Raw genomic sequence first — 19,748 nt, 5'->3', positions numbered from 1 at the left:
GCGACGATCGCCCTGTCGCCGGGCCGCGGTGCGGCGTAGCGTCCGGATCGAGGGCGGTGAGGGACCGCCCCGGAATCCCGGGAGGGGTCATGGCAGGGAAGTTCGAGGTCTATCAGGACAAGGGCGGGCAGTACCGCTTCCGGCTGAAGGCCGGGAACGGCCAGACCGTCGCGACCGGCGAGTCGTACCCCACGAAAGCCGCGTGTCTCAAGGGCGTCGAGGCCGTGAAGCGCGCGGCCGACGGGGCTGCGCTGGTCGACCAGACCGCCTGAGTCCATCCACCACGAGCAGGGCCGCACCCCGTCGAGGAGTGCGGCCCTGTCGTACGGCGGGGAGTGGCGTCAGAAGGCGCCGGCGCCGTTCGGCGTACCCAGCCCGGTCGGGCCGTCCCAGCCGCTCCGGGCGGTGCACCACTGCGCGGTGGTGCAGGACCCGTTGGAGCCGCTGGTGACGTCGTACAGGCTGCTGCTGTGCTCGTACGGCAGCGCGTTGGGGTACCCCGAGAGCGAGTTGCTGCCGAGCGCGTAGACCGACGCGATCAGCGGCGCGGACTCCGACGTACCGCCGACCTGGGCCCACGACGACTGGGTCTTGCTGGTCGGGAAGTAGACCGCCAGCCCGCCGTTGGCCGGGTCGGCCGCGGCCGAGACGTCGGCCATGGCGCGCTTCGAGCAGCCGGTGTCGTACGACGAGGCCGCCGCGAGCGCGGTGTTGTAGGACGAGCAGCCCGACCCGGCGCCGTCCCACACGGTCTCGGACCAGCCGCGGCTGGTGCTCGAGGAGGTCAGCGTCGTGCCGCCGACGGCGGTCACGTACGACGACGAGGCCGGGTAGGAGCCGCCCTGATAGCCGTCGTCACCGGTCGAGGCGGTCACCGCGATGCCGGGGTGGTCGTAGTACGTCCCGTAGGTGGAGTCGGCGGCGTCCGAGCCGCCGTAGGAGTTCGAGATCGCGACGACGCCGGAGAGGGAGGCGGCGGTCTTCACCGCGGTGCCGAGGTCGGCGAACGAGGCGCTCTTGGCCTGCACCACGACGATCTTGCAGTCGGGGCAGGCGGCCGAGACGGCGTCCACGTCGAGGGCCTGCTCACCGGCCCAGCCGACGTCCATCCGCGGCAGGCTGGAGCCGCCGTTCTCGTCGACGACCTTGAGGCAGCCGCTCGCCTTGGTGCACGCGGGCAGCCCGAAGTAGCTGCGGTAGGTCGCCAGGTCGCTCTCCAGGTTGGTGTAGCCGTAGGCGTCGACGATCGCGACGGTCTTCCCGCCCGAGGACAGCCCGGACAGGTTGTAGGCGTCCTGGATGTCGTCCGGGGTGAGCGCGGCGGCGGGCGGCGTGCTGGCGCGCGGCTTGGCCCCGTTGGCGTTGACCATGACCTCCGCCTGGCACCGGGCGTGGCCGGCCTTGACGGCGGTGCAGACGTGGCTGGGATGCAGGACCTGGGCGCCGCCACCGACGGCGTCGGCGGGGGCTGAGGTCAGCGACGACACGGTGGACAGGACGAGTGCGGCAGCGCCGAGCGTGGCCGCGACGGTGCCCTTCAGACGGGCTCGCTTCACGTGCTTCTCCCTCGCAGCATTGCGGGCGGCCCCGATGACAGCCCGTCACCCGCGGCAGATTGCATCGGTTCGCGAACGAATGCGAGGACGAGGGTGCCTCAACTTCCTGCACCGCAGACTCCTGCAGATGACGACGGTCGCATCCGCAAGACTGGCGCCGTGCTCCCCCGCTTCGAGACCGTACGACGCCAGCGCCCGGTCGACCTCGTCGCCCCCGACTTCACCGAGGTGACGCTCGCGCAACCGGGGGCGGGCGCGTCGACGTCCTTCCCGCAGCCGGCTCCGAGTGTCGCGGTGGAGGCGCTCCTCGACGGTCCGGCCGAGCTGACGCTCGCGTCCGGGGAGGCGGTCCTGACGGCGGCGTACGACGGCGGCGTGTCGCTCCGGGTGACGACCGGCGAGCGGACGACGGTCCACCGCAGCCGGCGCTTCGGACGGCCCGACGGCCCGGTCGAGGCGCTCGCGCTGACGCTGACCGGGACGCACCTGACGGCGTTCACCCGCGAGGGTGGGACGTGGACCGGGCGGGCCCGGGTCCACCTCGCCGACCCGAAGGACCCGCGCGTCGACACCCACGACGAGGCCTGGCTCGCCGGTCTCTCGGTCGGCGGTCGCGGGGCCCTCGCCCGGCTGCGGGCGGGCGCCTTCGGCCAGCTGGGGCTGCGCGACCTGCGGCTGGTCAGCAACGCCGACGGCTCGGCGTACGAGCGGGACGGGCGCGTCTTCCTCACCGCCACGTCCGCCGGCCCCGGCTTCTTCGACACCGCGCACACCTCGGTCTGGGAGCTGCACCGCTCCACGCTCGAGCTGCGCCACCGGTCAGACCTGTTCGTGCGGCGACGCGACGGGGTGTACGCCGACCACGCCGCGCACCTCGTCAACGACGGTGGCACCTGGCTGTTCGCGAGCAGCACGTGGGGCGACTTCGACGCCAAGCGGCGGCCCGTCGGGGTCACCCTCGCGCGCAGCCGCGCCGACCTGCTCTGCGGCCGGCACGTGCTCGACGCCGAGCCGCTCGCGCTGCCGGTCGACGGCCTGGGCTGGGTCGGGGTCTGGGACCCGCACCTGGTGCACGACGGCGACCGGTGGCTGGTCGGCTACGTGAGCGCGCGGAGGTACTTCGACTTCCACCCCGTCCTCGCGACCGGCCGCTCGCTCGAGGAGCTCACCCTCCGGGCGGCCGCGACCGACCGCCGGGCGACCGAGGGCACGACGCTACTCCGGACACCCGACGGGTGGCGGGTGCTTGCGAGCGACGGGCGGGACAACCCGCGCGGGTTGCGGGCGCAGTACCCGGTCTTCGACCTCGACCTACGGCAGGTCGGCACCCTCGACGCGGCGTACCCCAGCAACATCCCGTGGCCGACGCTCGTGCCCGCCCCGACAGCGTCCGCCGTCGACGACACGACCGCGGACGACACGACCGGCGCGGGCCGGTGGCTGCTCGTCGGCTTCGACGGCACGGCGTACGGCGGCAGCCTGCTCGGCTACGGCACGCACGGCGACGTAGTGATCTCGAGAAGCGTCGGATGAGCCGGCATCAGAGCCAGGCCCGCCGAGACGTCAGTCGCGAGAGGGAGCCTCGTAGTCCGACCAGTCGTCGTACTCGTCCGTCTGGTCGGTGTCGTCCGTCTCGCCATGCAGTTCCCTCGCCAGCGCCCCGAAGTCCGTCTCGTGAGTGCGGTACTTCAGGTCGCGAGCGACCTTCGTCTGCTTGGCTTTAGCTCGGCCGCGCCCCATAGGGTCCAGCCCCCTCGCACACTTGGCCGGGATGAGTCCCGGGCTGACTCAAAGGTTTCTCGTGGGGACAACGCTACCTGCTCCAAAGACGTTCCGGCACACCCGGGTGTCGAAAATGCGTTCGCGCGTCGCGAACGTTGCGGAAGTCACACGTCGGACGGCTGGGTTTCCCCGGCTGGCAGGGGAAATCCGACCTTGTGGGGTGTTCAGACGCCCCACAAGGTCAGGTTTCCCCGGCCGACCGGGGAAACCTGAAGCGCCGGCCGGGCCCTCACCAGCCCGGGTGCGCCCCGACGAGCTCGACCCGTCCACCCGGGGCGGCGGTGACCTCGCCGGCGGCCCAGGCCCGGATGCCGTAGCCGTCGAGGAGACGGCGGGCGGCATCGACGTCCTCGGGGTCGACCAGGGCGACCATGCCGACACCGCAGTTGAGCGTCATCTCGAGGTCCGGGAGCGCGATGTCGCCGGTCCTGCGGACCAGATCGAAGATCGGCGCCGGCGCCCAGGTGGCACGGTCGACGGTGGCCGAGAGCTCCTCGGGCATGACCCGCTCGAGGTTGGCGGCCAGGCCACCACCGGTCACGTGGGACATCGCGTGGGTCCGCGTCGAGCGGGCGAGGTCGAGGCACGCCTTGGCGTAGACCCGGGTCGGGACGAGCAGCTCCTCGCCGAGCGTGGAGCCGAGCTCGTCGACGTGCGCGTCCAGCGACAGGCCGGCCACTTCCAGCAGCACGTGGCGGACGAGCGAGTAGCCGTTGGAGTGCAGACCGGAGGACTCCATGGCGAGTACGACGTCACCGGCCCGCACCCGCTCGGCGCCGAGCAGCTCGGCGGCCTCGACGACGCCGGTGGTCGAGCCGGCCACGTCGTACTCGTCCGGGCCCAGCAGGCCGGGGTGCTCGGCGGTCTCGCCGCCGATGAGGGCGCAGCCGGCCTCGACGCAGGCCTCCGCGATGCCCTTGACGATCGCGGCGATCCGGTCGGGCACGACCTTGCCGGTGGCGATGTAGTCGGTGAGGAAGAGCGGCTCCGCGCCGCAGACGACGAGATCGTCGACGAGCATGCCGACGAGGTCGAAGCCGATGGTGTCGTGCTTGTCGAGGGCCTGCGCGATCGCGACCTTCGTGCCGACGCCGTCGGCCGAGGTGGCGAGCAGCGGGCGGTCGTACGCCTTGAGCGCGGACGCGTCGAAGAGCCCGGCGAAGCCGCCGATCCCGCCGACCATCTCGGGGCGCCGGGACTTCTCGATCCACACCTTCATCAGCTCGACGGCCCGGTCGCCGGCGTGGATGTCGACGCCGGCCGCGGCGTAGGCGTTGGCCGAAGCGGAGCCGGAGGCGGTGGGCTCGGTCTGGCTGTCGCTCACGAGGAGGCTCCTGGGATCAGGGGTTGTTGAGGACCGGGAGTGCCTTGCCGGCCGTCGGGGAGTGCAGGCTGACCTCGAGGAGGTGCTTGCCGAGCAGGCTCTCGTCGGGCAGCTCGACGGGGTACTCGCCGGTGAAGCAGGCGGTGCACAGCGTGGAGCGCGGCTGCTTGGTGGCGGCGATCATGCCCTCGAGGGAGATGTAGCCGAGCGAGTCGGCGCCGATCGACGCGGCGATCTCCTCGACGTCGAGGCCGTTGGCGATCAGCTCGGCGCGGGTGGCGAAGTCGATGCCGTAGAAGCACGGCCACTTGACCGGCGGGCTGGAGATCCGGACGTGGACCTCCCGGGCGCCGGCCTCGCGGAGCATCCGGATCTGCGCGCGCTGGGTGTTGCCCCGGACGATCGAGTCGTCGACGACCACGACCCGCTTGCCGCGGATCATGTGCTCCAGGGCGTTGAGCTTGAGCCGGATGCCGAGCTGGCGCAGCGTCTGCGACGGCTGGATGAAGGTCCGGCCGACGTACGAGTTCTTGACGAAGCCCTGCCCGAACGGGATGCCGCTCTCCTCGGCGTAGCCGGTGGCGGCCGGGGTGCCGGACTCCGGGACCGGGATGACGAGGTCGGCCTCGACGGGGTATTCGCGGGCGAGCTGGCGCCCCATCTCGACGCGCGCCTCGTGGACGTTGCGGCCGGCGATGGTCGCGTCGGGTCGGGCGAGGTAGACGTACTCGAACACGCAGCCCTTGCGGTCGGGCTCGGCGAAGCGGTGGGTGCGGAGCCCGGACTCGTCGATGGCGACCAGCTCGCCGGGCTCGATCTCGCGTACGACGCTCGCGCCGACCGTCGCCAGGGCGGCGTCCTCCGACGCGACGACCCAGCCGCGCTCGAGCCGGCCGAGGACGAGCGGGCGGATGCCCTGGGGGTCGCGTGCGGCGAACAGGGTGTCCTCGTTGATCCACACCAGGCTGTAGGCGCCGCGGACCGTCGGCAGCACCTCGAGGGCGCGCTGCTCGAGCGAGCTGTCGGGGTGGTGGGCGAGCAGCTCGGTGAGCAGCGAGGTGTCGTTTGTCGACACCGGCTTGTCGCGCCGGCCCTGGTGGTCGGGGAGCCCGGCGACCGCCTCGCGCAGCTCGTGCACGTTGATCAGGTTGCCGTTGTGGCCCAGCGCCACCGAGCCGCCGGAGGTCGGATGGAAGATCGGCTGGGCGTTCTCCCAGACGCTGGCGCCGGTGGTGGAGTAGCGCGCGTGGCCGACGGCGAGGTGGCCCTGCAGGGAGTCGAGCGTCGTCTCGTCGAAGACCTGCGAGACGAGCCCCATGTCCTTGTAGACGAGGATCTGGCGGCCGTTGCTGACCGCGATGCCCGCGGACTCCTGGCCGCGGTGCTGGAGCGCGTACAGCCCGAAGTAGGTCAGCTTCGCGACGTCCTCACCGGGAGCCCAGACCCCGAAGACACCGCAGTGGTCCTGTGGACCCTGGTCCTGGGGGTCGAGCGCTGCGGTGAGCCGACCGTCGCCACCCATTCGCCGGACGGGGCGCCTACCACTGCTGGTTAGGTTGACCACGACTCGAGTCTAAGGGTCGGACGGCATTGCAGCCGAAACGCCGCGGCGGAGGAGCCGGAGCGAGCTCAGCGTCCGGCGAGCCGGGCGAGCATGAGCGCCTCGGCGGCGACGACCCGCTCGAACTCGGCGAGGTGGAGCCCCTCGTTGGCACCGTGGGCGCGCGTGTCGGGGTCCTCGACACCGGTGACCAGCACGCTGGCCTGCGGGAACGCCTCGAGGAACTCGGCGATGAACGGGATCGACCCGCCCACGCCCATGTCGATCGGCGGCATGCCGTCCCAGGCCTCGGTGAAGGCCGCCCGCGCCGCGTCGTACGCCGGCCCGCTCGCCTCGATCTGCGTGGCCTCGCCGGTGTCGACGACGGTCGTGGTGAGGGTGGCGCCCCACGGGACGTGCTTCTCGAGGTGCTCCCGGAGGCGCGCGACGGCGTTGGCGGTGGTGTCGCCGGGAGCGATCCGCATCGAGATCCGCGCACGGGCGGCGGGCACGAGGGTGTTGGACGCACCGGCGACCTTCGGCGCGTCGAGGCCGGTGATCGACAGGGACGGCTTGGTCCAGAGCCTCTCGACCGCCGACCCGGAGCCGATCCACTCGATCCCCGGCGCCGCGCCGGACTCGGCGCGCAACCGCTCCTCCGGGTATTCCACGTCGGCCGCCGGCCCGCTGTGGAGGCCCTCGACCGCGACGTTGCCCTCGTCGTCGTGGAGCGTGCTGATCAGGCGGGCGAGCGTCATGACCGCGTCGGGGACGAGGCCGCCCCACATGCCCGAGTGGACGGCGTGGGTCAGGGTGCGGACCTCGACGTCCATCCGGACCAGGCCGCGGAGGCTGGTGGTGAGAGCGGGCACGCCGATGTCCCAGTTGCCCGAGTCGGCGATGACGATGACGTCGGCGGCGAGCCGGTCCCGGTAGGCCCTCAGCAGGTCTGGGAGCGTCTCGGAGCCGACCTCCTCCTCGCCCTCGATGAAGAGGCGCAGGGTCACCGGAAGGTCGCCGTGCTCGTCGAGACCGGCCAGGACGCGCACCGCGCCGACGTGGCCGGCGATCCCGGCCTTGTCGTCGGCGGCGCCGCGGCCGTAGAGCCTCGTCCCCCGCTCCGTCGGCTCGAACGGCGGCGTGTCCCAGTCCCTGTGGTCGTTCTCCGGCTGGACGTCGTGGTGGGCGTAGAGCAGCACGGTCGGCGCACCCTCCGGCCCCTTCCTCTCCCCGATGACCGCGGGCGGCGCACCCTCGTGGGCGCGCACGATCTCGACGTCGAACCCCTCGCCGCTGAACAGCTCGGCGGTCTTCGCGGCGCTGCGCTCGACCTCGCCGAGGCGCTCCGGGTCGGCGCTGACCGACTGGATGCGGACGAGGTCCTCGAGGTCCTTCCGGATCCCGGGGAGCAGCTCGGCGACCAGGGCGTGGATCTCGTCGATCGAGGCAGTCATGGGGCGAGACTAATGGGACCTCGTCGTGGGCCCCGGTCCGGGTCAGGGTGGTCTCGACGCGCCGCGCTCGCTCCGCTCGCGCGCCGCTGGTCAGGCGAGCGGGAGGTACGCCGTCAGGTCGGTCCGCTCGCCCGAGGCCGTCACCCGGGCCTGGTCGACCGCGTCGGCCCACGCCAGCTCGCCCGTGGCGAGCGCGATCCAGGTGTCGGCGTCGGTCTCGACCACCGCCGGCGGGGTGCCACGGGTGTGGCGTACACCCTCGACGCACTGGACAGCGGCGTACGGCGGCACGCGTACCTCGACGCTGCGTCCGGGCGCGCGCTGCTCGAGCAGGGCGAGGTAGTGCTTGACGAGCAGACGCAGGTCGGACCTCTCCGCCCCACCGGCGCGCACGCGCGCCAGCGACGCGACCACGTCGGCCATCGGGGCGGGCTTCAGGCGTGCCGGCATCAGTCCTCCTCCGGGCGCCCGGCGCCGCGCTCGCCGTCCGGACCGGGAGCGACGACCGCAAGGATCTCGTAGCGGACCTCCTCGGTGCGGCCCCGGGTCCGCTCGGTCCACCGGCGGACCGTCTGGCTCAGATCCTCGGAGAGCTGTCGCGCCTCGTCCCGCGTGAGCCGCAGCGTCTCGTGAGTCGTGGTGGCCGTCGTGCCCTCGCGCTTGTGCGGAGAGGCCACCCGGTCGATGAGCTCGTGCGCCTGCCCGAACCAGCGCGCCATGAACGCGTCGAGCGCCGCCCGGCCACCAGGCGTCTCATCGAGGCGCTTCGAGTCGAGGTTGAGGGCGACGTCGGCTCGACGCCACACCCGGTCGCGGCCGTCCCGAGCCTCCTCGGGCGCCTCCACGACGAGGCCGTACTTCGCCAGCTGGCGCAGGTGGAAGCTGGCCTGGTTCGCCGGGATGCCCAGCGCCGCGGCGATGTCGGCCGCGCGCTGAGACCCGCTGCTGTCGAACTCGTCGAGGATCCGCATCCGCACGGGGTGGGCGATCGCCCGGAGCACCCGGGGGTCGTCGATGGTGATCTCACCGGCCACCCCACCAGCCTAGCGGAGTCTCGCACCACTAGTTGCGCACTATTAGTTGCGCACCTTAGGTTGCGGATCGTGACCTCCTACCGCTCGCTGGCGCGGAACCACGACTTCGCGGTCCTGTGGACCGGCCGGACCATCTCGGGGCTCGGCAGCTCAATCAGCACCTTCGCGTTCCCCCTCGTCGCGTACGCCGCCACCCGGTCGGCCGTCGTCACCTCGCTCACCGAGGCGGCGTACCTCGTCGGGATGGTGGGCGCACTGCTGCCCGCCGGGCTGCTCGCCGACCGGCTCGACCGGCGACTCCTCATGCGGACGTCGGCCGCCGTGGGCGTACTCCTCTATCTGACCCTCGTCGCCGCCGGGCTCGCGCACGCGCTGACCATCCCCCACCTCGTCGCCGTCGCGCTCGGCACCGGCATCGCCGCCGGGCTGTTCTCACCGGCCGAGTCGGCGGCCGTCCGCACGGTCGTGAGCACCGAGGAGCTGCCGGCAGCGCTCAGCCAGAGCCAGGCGCGCGAGCACGTTGCCTCGCTGCTCGGCGCGCCGCTCGGCGGGGTCCTCTTCGGACTCGCCCGGTGGGTGCCGTTCGCCGCCGATCTGCTGTCGTACGCCGCCTGCTGGGTGCTGCTCGGCCGCATCCGCGCCTCCCTGACGCCCGAGCCCCGGACCCGTACGGCGGCCGGCGCGGGCCGCGCCGCGTCCCCGCTCGGCGAGATCGGCGAGGGGCTGCGCTACCTCGTCGGCCGGCCGTTCTACCGCGTCCTCGGGACCTGGGCGCCGCTGGCGAACCTCGCGGTCAACGCGGTCTTCTACGTGGCCGTCCTCCGGCTGATCTCCGCCGGCTACCCGGCCTGGCAGATCGGCCTGGTCGAGACGATGGCCGGTGCGGCCGGCATCCTCGGCGCGCTGTGTGCCCCGTGGATCATCGACCGGACGCGGACAGGCGTGCTGATGGTCGTCGAGTCCTGGCTCTTCGTGCCGCTCCTCGTGCCGATGGCGGTCTGGAACCGGCCGTGGGTCGTCGGCTCCGCGGTCGCGCTCGGGCTGTTCGCCAACCCGGCCACCAACGCCGGCCTCAGCGCCTACGCGCAGTCGATCCTGCCGCGGGAGCTGCTCGGGAGGTACTCCTCCACGATGCAGTTCGTCTTGATGTCGACCATGCCGCTCTCCCCGCTGCTCGCCGGCGTGCTGCTCTCGGCGGTCGGCGGTGAGGAGGCGGTCCTGGCGCTCGCCGTACCCGTCGCGCTCGTCGCCCTCCTGCCCACGCTCAGCCGCACCATCTGGGGGATCCCCCGGCCCGCCGCCTGGCGCGAGGCCGAGGCGGCCGGGGTCGAGCCGGCCGCCCTGGCGGGGTAGTCCGGGACGTTCCGCATGGGCTACTCGGCAGTAACCGATGACAACCGTCCCGGACTACCCCAAGTGATCCGGCCATCGCCGTTCCCGTCCGAACAGTAGGATGCTAGCATCCTTGCATGGCCACCACGCCTGCCAAGTCGCAGTTCAACGTCTATCTGCCGCCCGACCTGATCCGCGCGGTGAAGCATCGCGCCGTCGACGAGGAGATCTCGCTGTCGATGCTGGTCGAGCGGGCGCTGACCCGTTATCTCGAGGAGCCGAAGTGAGCATCCCGCCTCTCACCGTCCGCCCGATCGTCCACACCGAGCACCTCCGCGAGTGGCTCGCGATCTTCCGCGCCCTCGACGCCCGCACGCTCACCGGGGACCCGATGTGGACCGAGCTCGAGCTCGACCTCGGCCGAGTGACCCTCTCCGGCCTGCACCCCGGCGCGAGCGAGGGCGAGGTCTCGCTCGGCTTCGAGACCCCCGACCTGCAGGCGTACGCCGACGCGGTGGTGCCCATGGACGGCATGACCGTGGAGTGGCTCACCACCGACGACGGCACGTCGCTCCGTGTCGTCGGCCGCGACGGGCTGACCTTCCTGATCGACGAGCGCATCCCGGGCGAGCCGCGACCCGCGCGGCCGGCCGCCTGGGTCCACGCGCTCTGGATCTCGACCGACGTCGCTGCCACCGCGCAGGACCTCGAGGCGCTCGGCCTGCGCACGCGGATCACCAACGTCAACGGCCGCACCATCGACCTGCGGGCGGCCGAGGGCGACGTACTCGTCCACGTCGACGACGGCGGCCCGATCGGCGCCGACGTGGCCGTGGACGTGGCCGATCTCGATGCGGCCCACAAGGCGCTCATCGACGCCGGCATCGGCCACGACGTGATCGACGAGACCCACGGCCGGACCCTCCGGGTGCCGCGGCCGGGTGGCGCCGGCAGCGAGCTGTGGGTGGCCCAGGAGGACGAGGACCCGGTCGGCGTCGTGAAGCACTTCTGAGTCGCGGGCCGGGCGGAAACCGGCTTGACCTCGACCTCGCTTGAGCTCGCAGGGTTGAGCCATGACGCTCTTCCCGCCCGCGGGCCCGACGGGCCGACCGGTCAGGCCGACGACGGTCGTGCTGACCGTGGTCGCCGGGACCGTCATGATCCCGATCGACGTCACGATCGTCGCCGTAGCGCTGGCCCGGCTCTCGGGCGAGACGGGGGCCTCGCTGCCGGTCATCCAGTGGGTCGCGACCGGCTACACCCTCGCGCTGGCGACGGTGATCCCGGCGGCGGCGTGGGCGATCGGGAGATACGGCGCCCGCGCCGTCTTGCTCACGGCGATCGGGCTGTTCACCCTGGGCTCCGCGCTGGTCGCCTCGTCCTGGAACATCGAGAGCCTCATCGGCTTCCGGGTCCTGCAGGGCCTAGGCGGCGGCTTCGTCATGCCGTCCGCGATGACCCTCACGCTGCGGTCCGCACCACCCGAGCAGCGCGGGCGGCTGATGGCGCTGATGGGGCTACCGGTGCTGGTCGGACCGGTCTTCGGGCCGCTGCTCGGGGGCTGGCTGCTCGACACCCTGTCGTGGCGGTGGATGTTCCTGGTCAACCTGCCCGTCGGCGTACTCGGCCTCGTCCTCGGGCTCCGCAACCTGCCCCGGGTCACCGGCGACTCCCGCGACCGGCTCGACGTACGCGGGCTGGTGCTGCTGCCGCCCGCGATGGCGCTGCTCGTGCTCGGCACGTCGTTCGCGGAGGGAAGTCTGCTTACCGCCAAGGTGCTCGTGCCCGTCGTCGCAGGGATCGCGCTCACGGCGGTGTTCGCGGCGCACGCGCTCCGGGCGCCCGCGCCGCTGCTGAAGGTGCGGCTGCTCGGCCGACGGCTGACCGGCGGCGGCGCCGCGCTGCTCGTGCTGTTCGCCGGCGGCTACTTCGGCTCGATGATGCTGATGCCGCTCTACTGGCAGGTCGCCCGCGGCCAGTCGGCCACCACCGCGGGCCTGCTGATGATGCCTCCCGGGCTCGCCGCCGGGATCGCGATCCAGTTGTCGGGGCGGCTCGTGGACCGGGTGCCGCCGGTGAGGGTGATCGGGACCGGGGTCCTGATCGCCGTCGTCGGGTACGCCGGCCTCGCCGTCCAGCTCGGCGCCGACACGCCCACGTGGCGGCTCGTGGTGGCGACGATGGTCGGCACCACGGGCGCCGGATGCACCCTGCTGCCGACGATGACGCTGGCCACCCGCTACCTCGACGACGCCGACATCCCGTCGGGCTCCACGATGATCAACGTCCTGAACCAGGTGGCGACGGCGATCAGCACCGCAGGCGTCTCGGTGCTGCTGGCCTCCGCCCTGTCGTCCCGTCTGCCGAGCCTCGACGGCGGGGTCGGCAGCCTGCAGGCGGTCCCGCCCGGCAGACTGGCCGCCGTCGCGCCCGAGGTCGCCGAGTCGTTCCGGGTGGCGTTCGCCCTGCCCGTCGTACTCATGGCCGGGGCGCTCGTCATCGCGCTCGCCGTCCTCCGGCGACCGCCGGCTCATCCGGCTCATCCGGCTCGCGAGCCGGGGTACTCCGGGACGAAATGGTCGGTTACTCGCGAGTAGAACGACCAGTTCGTCCCGGATTACCCCGCCCGGCGCGGGATCAGCCCAGCGCCGACCGCAGCGTCGAGCGCCAGGCGCCGGCGAGCTCCTCGAGCGGGATCTCGAGCGAGCCGCCCTCGAAGGAGACGGCGTACGACGTGCCGCCGGTGGTGCCGAGCTCGGTCACCGGCACCCCGTGGCGCTCCGCGAGCGCAAAGAGCCGACCGGCGTCGGCCGGTGCCACGGTCACGATCGCCCGGCCGGCGGACTCGGCGAAGAGCGCGAGGAACGGGTCGCCGGGGACCGTCACCGAGACGCCGAGGCCGGAGACCATCGCGGGCTCGGCGAGCGCCTGCATGACGCCGCCGTCGGAGACGTCGTGGGCGGAGGTGAGGAGTCCGCGGGCCTCGTGGAGCAGCTCGGCGAGGGCCTTCTCGGCGGCGAGGTCGACCTTCGGCGGGAGGCCGCCGAGGTGGCCGTGGACCACATGTGCCCACTCGGAGCCGGAGAGCTCCTCGCGGGTCTCGCCGAGGAGGAGTACGACGTCGCCCTCGGCCTGGAACGTCGACGGGACCCGCGTGGTGACGTCGTCGATCACGCCGAGGGTGGCGACGACCGGGGTCGGGTGGATCGCCGCCTCGCCGGTCTGGTTGTAGAGCGAGACGTTGCCGCCGGTGACGGGTACGCCGAGCTCGAGGCAGGCGTCCTTGAGCCCGCGGCAGGCCTCGGCGAACTGCCACATGACCGCGGGGTCCTCCGGCGATCCGAAGTTGAGGCAGTCCGAGATGGCGAGCGGGATCGCGCCTCCGGTTGCGACGTTGCGGTAGCTCTCGGCGAGGGCGAGCTGGGCGCCGGCGTACGGGTCGAGCTTGGCGAACCTGCCGTTGGCGTCGGTCGAGATCGCGACGCCGAGGTTGGTCGACTCGTCGACCCGGATCATGCCGCTGTCGGCGGGCTGCGAGAGGACGGTGTTGCCGCGGACATAGCGGTCGTACTGGTCGGTGATCCACGACTTGTCGCACAGGTTGGGCGAGGCGACCAGCCGGAGCACCGTCTCGCGGAGCTCGTCGGCGGTCGAGGGCCGCGGCAGCCTCTCGGCCGCGTCGGCCTGGAGCGCGTCCTGCCACTCCGGCCTGGCGAGCGGGCGCTGGTAGACCGGGCCCTCGTGGGCGACGGTCCTGGGATCGACGTCGACGACGGTCTCGCCGTGCCAGTCGACGCGGAGCCGGTTGTCCTCGGTGACCTCGCCGATGACCGCGGCCTCGACGTCCCACTTGGCGCAGATCTCCATGAACGTCGCCTCGTCGGCGGGGTCGATGACGCACATCATCCGCTCCTGCGACTCGCTCATGAGGATCTCCTCGGGAGCGAGGGTGGAGTCCCGGAGGGGGACGCGCTCGAGGTGGACGTGCATGCCGCCGTCGCCGGCGGCCGCCAGCTCGGAGGTGGCACACGAGATGCCGGCGGCGCCGAAGTCCTGGATGCCGCGCACGATGCCCGCCTGGAAGAGGTCCAGCGTGCACTCGATCAGCAGCTTCTCCATGAAGGGGTCGCCCACCTGGACCGACGGCCGCTTGGCCGGGCCGTCCTCGTCGAACTCCACCGACGCCAGGATCGAGGCGCCGCCGATGCCGTCGCCGCCGGTGCGGGCGCCGTACATGATGACGAGGTTGCCGGCGCCGGACGCCTTGGCGAGGTGGAGGTCCTCGTGACGGAGCACGCCGACGCAGAGCGCGTTGACGAGCGGGTTGCCGAGGTAGGACTCGTCGAAGACGGCCTCGCCGCCGATGTTGGGCAGGCCGAGACAGTTGCCGTAGCCGCCGACACCGGCGACGATCCCGGGCAGCACCCGGTGGGTGTCGTCGGCCTCGAGCGGCCCGAAGCGGAGCGGGTCCATCACCGCGACGGGGCGGGCGCCCATCGCCAGGATGTCGCGGACGATGCCGCCGACGCCGGTCGCGGCGCCCTGGTACGGCTCGACGTACGACGGGTGGTTGTGCGACTCGATCTTGAAGGTGACGGCATATCCCTGGCCGACGTCGATGACGCCCGCGTTCTCGCCGATGCCGGCCAGCATCTTGCCGGCCTTCGTCTCCTGCGGAATTTCGGAGAACTGCTTGAGGTGGACCTTCGAGCTCTTATAGGAGCAGTGCTCCGACCACATGACGGAGTACATCGCCAGCTCGGAGGAGGTCGGCCGACGGCCGAGGATCTCCTTGATCCGGGCGTACTCGTCCTCCTTCAGGCCCAGCTCGGCCCAGGGCTGCTCGCGCTCGGGGTCGGACGCGGCGTGGTGGACGGTGTCGAGGGCGGGGAGGTCGGGAGAGACGGTGACAGACGGGGGGACGGACGAGGAGGTCGCGGTCACGCGTCGAAATCTACCCGCGGGCAGCGCTGATCTCCGAGTCCGCGACGCCGCCCGCGCCGGTCAGCGCGGCGTGCCGCGCCACTCGCGTACGTCGCGGATGTGGCCGAACGTCGCCAGCGCACCCTGCACGACGGCGCGGTCGTCGGCGTACGCCGCCAGGGTCCAGCGCCGGCCCTCCAGCATCTCGGCCGCCTTCCACCGGGCGTCGGGGAAGCCCCGGCGGGCGGCGTGCGGCTGCCACTGGAGCAACAGCGCTCCGTCGTCGCGCGGGTCGCTGACCAGCTCGGCGCCGCCCGCGCCGTAGTGGGTGCGGGCCACGGCGGCGCTTCGCCACTGGGCGTAGTGCAGGTGGACGGGGTGGCCGTGCCAGCTCAGGTCGCAGGCGACGAAGACGTCGCGGCCCGGCGCGGGGTGCGTCGAGCAGCTGCCGAAGTCGTCGGCGCGCACGCGGTCCTGGAAGACCCAGTTGAGCCCCTGGACGCCGGCCGGGTCCGTGCAGCCGGCCAGGCTCTGCACCGAGGAGTCCGGGTCGTCCCAGCAGGCGTAGGCGGGCTGCGCCGCGGCGTACGACGTCGTGACCCCGGTGTCGCCGGTCGACGGTGTCACGGGCGGGGTGGGCGCGGCCGGGTTCGTCGTGTCGTCCCGGGTGAGCACCAGGGCGACGATCGTCCCGACGGCGAGCGCGAGCACGGTGGCGAGCCCGAGGAGCACCCGGAAGAGCCACCGGTGCGGCGGATGGGAGCGGCGGCGCACGGTGCGCGTGGTGCGCGTCTGGATCGTCATGCCGGTCCCCCAACCTGCTGGCTGGGGTCAGCCTAGACAGCCCCGGGGGTATCCGTCAGGAGGGCCGAGCGCTGAGCGGGCAGCCCGAGGAGGTCAGGCGAGCAGCCCGTCGGCGACGACCTCGAGCATCGGCCGGATGGCGTCGTCGTCGAGCTCGGCCTGGTCGGCGATGGTGGCGACGCCGCCGACGAGGCGACAGACCTGGATCCCGTCGACCCCGTCGCGGAGCGCGCCCTCCTCGCGGAGGTTCTCGAGCACCCGCTCGGTGGCGTCCTTGTAGACCATGCACTTCGTCTTGATCGGGGAGTTCTCGTCGCCCAGCGAGGCGGTGATGCGGGCGGCCGCGCCCTTGTGCTGGGTCAGCAGCTCGACGTACTCCTCGAACCACGCCACCAGTCGCTCGTGGGCGCCGCCCTCGTGGGCGAGCGCCTTGTCGGCCTGCACGTTGACCCGGTCGACCCAGGCCTGCATGACGGCGTCGTGGAGGTTCTCCCGGGTCGGGAAGTGGCGGTAGAGAGTGCCGGGTCCGACTCCCGCGCGGCGGGCGATCTCGTCGAGCGGAGCGTTCATGCCCTGCTCCTTGAACACCACGTGGGCGACCTCGATGAGCTTGTCGCGGTTGCGCTTCGCGTCCGCTCGCATAGTGCACTTCCTCCTCGGCTCCGTGGCGCGAGCCGTTGTCAATCAGCCGGGCGGCACCATATATCGCTTGCGATCCGGAGACAGTCTCCGGTAGTGTCCAAGTCAAGCGGAGCAACCCTCCGTTAAGAGTACACCGGCCGCTCCGGCCAGAACAGGAGCTCCCTCCCAGATGTCTTCACCGTTCCTCTCGCGCGCCCGGAACCAGACCGATCGACGGCGCGCCGACCTACCCACCGACCTGCCGCCCAATGCCGGGCGGGCCGCCATGGGCATCGCGATCGTGCTGGTCGCCCAGCTGATGCTCATCCTCGACGCCATGGTCGTGACCGTCGCGCTCCCGCGCATCGCGGTCGACCTCTCCTTCGGTCCCGCCGCGCTCTCGTGGGTCCTCAACGGCTACACCCTCGCCTTCGGCGGCCTGCTCCTGCTGGGCGGCCGGATCGGCGACGTGTTCGGCCGGCGCCGCACCTTCGCGGTCGGCCTGGCCGTCTTCACGCTGTTCTCGCTCGCCGGCGGGCTCGCGCCCACGGCCGGCCTCCTCGTCGCCGCCCGCGCGCTGCAGGGTGTCGGGGCCGCGCTCGCCGCCCCGCAGGTGCTCGCCCTGCTGACCACCAGCGCCCCGGACGAGGCCGCCCGCAACCGCGCGCTCGCGCTGTTCTCGGCCGTCACGTCCGGCGGCGCCACCGTCGGGCTCATCCTCGGCGGCATCCTCACCGATGCCGGTTCGTGGCGCTGGACGCTCTTCATCAACGTCCCGATCGGGCTGGCCGTGCTCGCGCTGGTCGGGCGGTACGTCGACGAGACCGCTCGCCGGCCGGGCCGCTTCGACGTGGTCGGCGCGGTCACCGCAACCGGTGGCGCCGTGGCCGTCGTCTGGGCGCTCATCGGCGCCCCCGACCACGGCTGGGGGTCCGCCCGGACCGTCGGCGGCCTCGTCGTCGGCGCGCTGCTGATCGGGGCATTCGTCCTCACCGAGCGACGAGTCGCCCACCCGCTCCTGCGCCTCGCGCTGTTCCGCAGTCACCGCCGGGTCGCCGCACTGGCCCTGATCCCGGCCATCGTCGGAGCGCAGTTCTCGATGTTCTTCCTGCTGACGCAGTACGTCGAGATCCAGCTCGGCTACGGGCCGCTCACGACCGGCGTCGCCTTCCTGCCGCTGACGATCGGCATCTTCGCGATGTCGCGGCTGACGCCGCGGCTGCTCTCCCGCTTCGGCGCGCCGCCGCTCATGGTCGTCGGCTCGGTCGGCGCGATCCTGAGCTTCGTCTGGCTGAGCGAGCTGGGCAGCACGAGCTCGTACGCCGCGGCGATCCTCGGCCCGATGCTGCTCAACGGGCTCTCCGCGGGGCTGGTCTTCATGCCGTCGACCGCACTGGTCCTCGGCGGCGTCGAGCCGGAGCACGCCGGCGCCGCGTCCGGCCTGCTCCAGACCATGCAGCAGCTCGGGGGGGCCGTGGGCCTGGCCGTCATCGCGTCGGTCTACGCCGCCAACGCGGTCCCCGACCGGTTCATGCCGGGGGTCCACCAGGCGTTCCTCGCCGCCGCGGTCCTGGCCGGCCTCGCGCTGGTGAGTGCGCTGACCCTCGTCGTACGCCGGCCGTCGTACGCCGCAGCGCCGGCCGCAGCCCCCGAGGCAGACTGACCGGCCTCCCGACCGCGGGACGTCATACGGACGGCGACCTCTCGTCGCGAGTGCCGTATGACGTCCCGCGGGCGCATTTCGGCACAATTCCGGAAATGCACTTAATGACACCTGTGTAATTCGCCGAATTACAGTTCTGTAGTTATTTGTGAAGGGTGTTACGAATGTGATTTCTGTGGTTATCGTGACTCGCCATGAGCAGAGTCGAAGTCCGGGCCGACGCCCGCCGCAGCCTCGTGACCGGCCTCGGAGTCGTCCTCTCCGCGGCGCTCGCCGCGACCCTGTTCCTCGCTCCGGGGGACCCGCGCCCCGGCACCGACCGGGTGCGCCTCGAGGCGGCGTCGAACCCGATCACGCCGGGTGACTTCACCGGGCACGGTTTCGACCAGTGCCAGGCGCCGAAGCAGAGCGCGATGGACAGCTGGATGACCTCCTCCCCGTTCCTCGCGGTGGGCATCTACATCGCCGGCGCCTCGCGCGGCTGTCGGAACCAGACCTACCTCAACGCCACCTGGGTTCGGACGCAGCTCGCCAAGGGCTGGAAGCTGCTGCCGATCACGCTCGGCCCGCAGGCGTCGTGCAACCCGCGCTTCCCGCGCTACGGCGACGACTCGACGATCAACCCGGACCCGGCCAACAGCTACTACCGCGCCCGGATGCAGGGCCGGCGGCAGGCCACCTGGTCGGTCAACGCCGCCACGAAGCTCGGCATCGTCCCGGGCAGCACGCTCTTCTACGACCTCGAGGGCTTCGACTTCGACAACACCCGCTGCCGCGAGTCGGCGCTGTGGTTCCTCAACGGCTGGACCTCGGTCGTGCACAAGCACCACTACAAGTCAGGCGTCTACTCCAGCGCCGCCTCCGGCATCAAGGCGCTCGACAACGCCCGCGTCTACCGACCCGGCCACTTCCCGCAGCTCCCCGACCAGCTCTGGATCGCCGACTGGGACGGCAAGGCCAACACCAGCTCGGCGTACGTCCGCAGCGACGGATGGCAGCCGCACAAGCGGGCCAAGCAGTACCGCGGCGGCCACAACGAGACCTGGGGCGGCGTCACGATCAACATCGACCGCGACTGGGTGGACCTCGGCCGCGGGTCGTACGCCGCGAAGGTCACCCACTGCGGCGGCGTCAACGTCACCTTCGACCACTACTACCCGGTGAAGCCCCCCACGAAGAACAGCAAGCCGAACCCGAGCGTCGTGAAGGCGCTCAAGTGCCTGCTCAAGGAGCGCGGGTCGTTCGGGGGCAAGCTGACGGGTGACTACGGCAGCGGCCTCATGCATGCGATCAAGGACTGGCAGCGCAAGCACCACATGTACGTCAACCCGATCTTCGGCCGGAAGAACTGGATGTCCCTGCACGCCACCAACGCCCACCCGGTGCTCAAGCTCGGGTCGGCCGGAGAGCGGGTCCGTGACCTGCAGCGCGCGCTCGACGCGGTCGACGTACGACTCCATCTGCCGGTCACCGGCGTCTTCAACGCCGCCACCAGGGACGCGCTCGCCGACTACCAGGCCAGCCTGGGCTGGAAGCGGACCGGCATCGCCCAGTCGTGGACGTGGAACGCACTCCTGAAGGGGAAGTACGGCGGCCCGCTGACCTGACCGGCGCCTGACCGGGGCCCGATCAGCACCCCGGTGTTGCACGCGGCCGGTGTTTCGGCTCGACTGACCTGGGGATAACCCGTCCCGAACGAGCCCACCCCCGGCTGG

Annotated in this window: 18 protein-coding genes; 8 read left to right on the top strand and 10 right to left on the bottom strand. The window is 72.1% G+C overall.

The genetic code is table 11. From position 1 onward, the window contains the following. The first annotated feature begins 89 nt into the window (after positions 1 to 89). Positions 90 to 272 (top strand): YegP family protein, encoded by a 183-nt coding sequence (locus ABLE53_RS08135; protein ID WP_348858290.1) that lies wholly within the window; start codon positions 90 to 92, stop codon positions 270 to 272. 69 nt (positions 273 to 341) lie between these two features. Here ABLE53_RS08135 and ABLE53_RS08130 read toward each other — a convergent pair whose 3' ends face one another. Beyond that, complete coding sequence (locus ABLE53_RS08130) at positions 342 to 1,556, bottom strand: S53 family peptidase (RefSeq protein WP_348858289.1); 1,215 nt, start codon at positions 1,554 to 1,556, stop codon at positions 342 to 344. Between the two features lie 159 nt (positions 1,557 to 1,715). Between ABLE53_RS08130 and ABLE53_RS08125 the strand changes: the two genes are divergently transcribed. Further along, entirely contained in the window at positions 1,716 to 3,089 is a 1,374-nt protein-coding gene (locus ABLE53_RS08125; protein WP_348858287.1) for a hypothetical protein, read from the top strand. Between the two features lie 30 nt (positions 3,090 to 3,119). Here the strand turns inward: ABLE53_RS08125 and ABLE53_RS08120 are convergent, their stop codons facing one another. The 6 genes from ABLE53_RS08120 to ABLE53_RS08095 all read right to left on the bottom strand — a co-directional run bounded on the left by ABLE53_RS08120 (position 3,120) and on the right by ABLE53_RS08095 (position 8,690). Then, a complete protein-coding gene (locus ABLE53_RS08120) occupies positions 3,120 to 3,296 on the bottom strand; it encodes a DUF3073 domain-containing protein (protein WP_348858285.1) in 177 nt (58 codons plus the stop codon). 271 nt (positions 3,297 to 3,567) lie between these two features. After that, positions 3,568 to 4,662 carry a phosphoribosylformylglycinamidine cyclo-ligase gene (purM, locus tag ABLE53_RS08115; protein WP_348858284.1) on the bottom strand — a complete coding sequence of 365 codons (1,095 nt, stop codon included), beginning with the start codon at positions 4,660 to 4,662 and terminating at the stop codon, positions 3,568 to 3,570. Between the two features lie 16 nt (positions 4,663 to 4,678). After that, entirely contained in the window at positions 4,679 to 6,184 is a 1,506-nt protein-coding gene (purF, locus tag ABLE53_RS08110) for an amidophosphoribosyltransferase (protein WP_348858282.1), read from the bottom strand. Positions 6,185 to 6,291: 107 nt separating this feature from the next. Next, complete coding sequence (locus ABLE53_RS08105) at positions 6,292 to 7,656, bottom strand: dipeptidase (RefSeq protein WP_348858281.1); 1,365 nt, start codon at positions 7,654 to 7,656, stop codon at positions 6,292 to 6,294. A gap of 90 nt (positions 7,657 to 7,746) precedes the next feature. After that, a complete protein-coding gene (locus ABLE53_RS08100; protein WP_348858280.1) occupies positions 7,747 to 8,106 on the bottom strand; it encodes a sterol carrier family protein in 360 nt (119 codons plus the stop codon). Then, a complete protein-coding gene (locus tag ABLE53_RS08095; protein ID WP_348858279.1) occupies positions 8,106 to 8,690 on the bottom strand; it encodes a helix-turn-helix domain-containing protein in 585 nt (194 codons plus the stop codon). Before ABLE53_RS08095 ends, ABLE53_RS08100 begins: the two co-directional genes overlap by 1 nt. A gap of 69 nt (positions 8,691 to 8,759) precedes the next feature. Here ABLE53_RS08095 and ABLE53_RS08090 point away from each other — a divergent pair, with 69 nt between their 5' ends. The 4 genes from ABLE53_RS08090 (at position 8,760) to ABLE53_RS08075 (ending at position 12,619) form a co-directional block, all read left to right on the top strand. Next, positions 8,760 to 10,043 carry an MFS transporter gene (locus ABLE53_RS08090; RefSeq protein WP_348858278.1) on the top strand — a complete coding sequence of 428 codons (1,284 nt, stop codon included), beginning with the start codon at positions 8,760 to 8,762 and terminating at the stop codon, positions 10,041 to 10,043. Between the two features lie 116 nt (positions 10,044 to 10,159). Further along, entirely contained in the window at positions 10,160 to 10,309 is a 150-nt protein-coding gene (locus tag ABLE53_RS08085) for a ribbon-helix-helix domain-containing protein (protein ID WP_348858276.1), read from the top strand. Further along, a complete protein-coding gene (locus ABLE53_RS08080) occupies positions 10,306 to 11,034 on the top strand; it encodes a hypothetical protein (protein WP_348858275.1) in 729 nt (242 codons plus the stop codon). Before ABLE53_RS08085 ends, ABLE53_RS08080 begins: the two co-directional genes overlap by 4 nt. 61 nt (positions 11,035 to 11,095) lie before the next feature. Further along, the gene (locus ABLE53_RS08075) at positions 11,096 to 12,619 is read left to right on the top strand and encodes a DHA2 family efflux MFS transporter permease subunit (protein ID WP_348858274.1); all 1,524 of its coding nucleotides are present in this window, start codon (positions 11,096 to 11,098) and stop codon (positions 12,617 to 12,619) included. 40 nt (positions 12,620 to 12,659) lie between these two features. On the opposite strand, the gene purL is transcribed toward ABLE53_RS08075, so the two are convergent. The 3 genes from purL to ABLE53_RS08060 form a co-directional block, all read right to left on the bottom strand. After that, the gene (purL, locus tag ABLE53_RS08070; protein ID WP_348858273.1) at positions 12,660 to 14,966 is read right to left on the bottom strand and encodes a phosphoribosylformylglycinamidine synthase subunit PurL; all 2,307 of its coding nucleotides are present in this window, start codon (positions 14,964 to 14,966) and stop codon (positions 12,660 to 12,662) included. Between the two features lie 60 nt (positions 14,967 to 15,026). Next, positions 15,027 to 15,749: a hypothetical protein gene (locus ABLE53_RS08065; RefSeq protein WP_348858272.1), complete on the bottom strand. Its 723-nt coding sequence runs from the start codon at positions 15,747 to 15,749 to the stop codon at positions 15,027 to 15,029. A gap of 93 nt (positions 15,750 to 15,842) precedes the next feature. After that, entirely contained in the window at positions 15,843 to 16,391 is a 549-nt protein-coding gene (locus tag ABLE53_RS08060) for a TetR/AcrR family transcriptional regulator (protein ID WP_348858271.1), read from the bottom strand. A 169-nt stretch (positions 16,392 to 16,560) separates the two neighbouring features. On the opposite strand from ABLE53_RS08060, the gene ABLE53_RS08055 reads away from it, so the two are divergent. Further along, positions 16,561 to 18,033 carry an MFS transporter gene (locus ABLE53_RS08055; protein ID WP_348858270.1) on the top strand — a complete coding sequence of 491 codons (1,473 nt, stop codon included), beginning with the start codon at positions 16,561 to 16,563 and terminating at the stop codon, positions 18,031 to 18,033. A 194-nt stretch (positions 18,034 to 18,227) separates the two neighbouring features. After that, on the top strand, positions 18,228 to 19,640 hold the full coding sequence (locus ABLE53_RS08050) for a glycoside hydrolase domain-containing protein (RefSeq protein ID WP_348858269.1): 1,413 nt from the start codon (positions 18,228 to 18,230) through the stop codon (positions 19,638 to 19,640). Positions 19,641 to 19,748 lie beyond the last annotated feature (108 nt).

It is taken from the genome of Nocardioides asiaticus, assembly GCF_040049175.1.
Classification (GTDB): domain Bacteria; phylum Actinomycetota; class Actinomycetes; order Propionibacteriales; family Nocardioidaceae; genus Nocardioides; species Nocardioides cheoyonin.
The sequence above is the reverse complement of the archived record's forward strand: the minus strand, read 5'-3'. Positions and strand labels throughout refer to the sequence as shown.